The following is a 397-nucleotide window of genomic DNA, read 5'->3' as shown; positions in this document are numbered from 1 at the left end:
CAGCAACAAGGTCACACAGGCAGAAACCACCAAGCCGGAGAGTCGAAACACTTCCCAGCCGATCTGCCTTTGTGTTTCAAATAAAAACGGTTGGAATTCGCTAGGAATAGCATGTTCGTAGGTGAATAGCGGTAAGAGATGCCGTTCAACCGATGACTTCTTCATTTCATTTAACGCGTAAATCTGTCCGCTTACGTCGTCAGGCTGATACTGTTTGTGAAAAAGCCGCATTGTCATATTCGATGGCGGCAATTCATCTGCATGAAGTAAATTCTTAGCACTGATCAGCAGAGACACTAAACGGGTCGCCTGCTGTTGCCGAGTGAAATAATCAGCTGATGGTGACGACGTATTGAACAAGGCTTTAAATAAAATATATCCGCGCCCACCTTCGACC

At 45.8% G+C, this 397-nt stretch carries 1 protein-coding gene; it reads right to left on the bottom strand.

The window, feature by feature from the left end; all coding sequences use genetic code 11:
* The coding region (locus QN347_RS19530; protein WP_323494360.1) for a hypothetical protein at positions 1 to 397 on the bottom strand (397 nt) is incomplete at both ends.

It is taken from the genome of Sphingomonas sp. 10B4, from assembly GCF_035019905.1.
Lineage (GTDB): Bacteria > Pseudomonadota > Alphaproteobacteria > Sphingomonadales > Sphingomonadaceae > Sphingomonas > Sphingomonas glacialis.
Note: the sequence above shows the minus strand (reverse complement) of the source record. Positions and strands in the feature narration are given on the sequence as shown.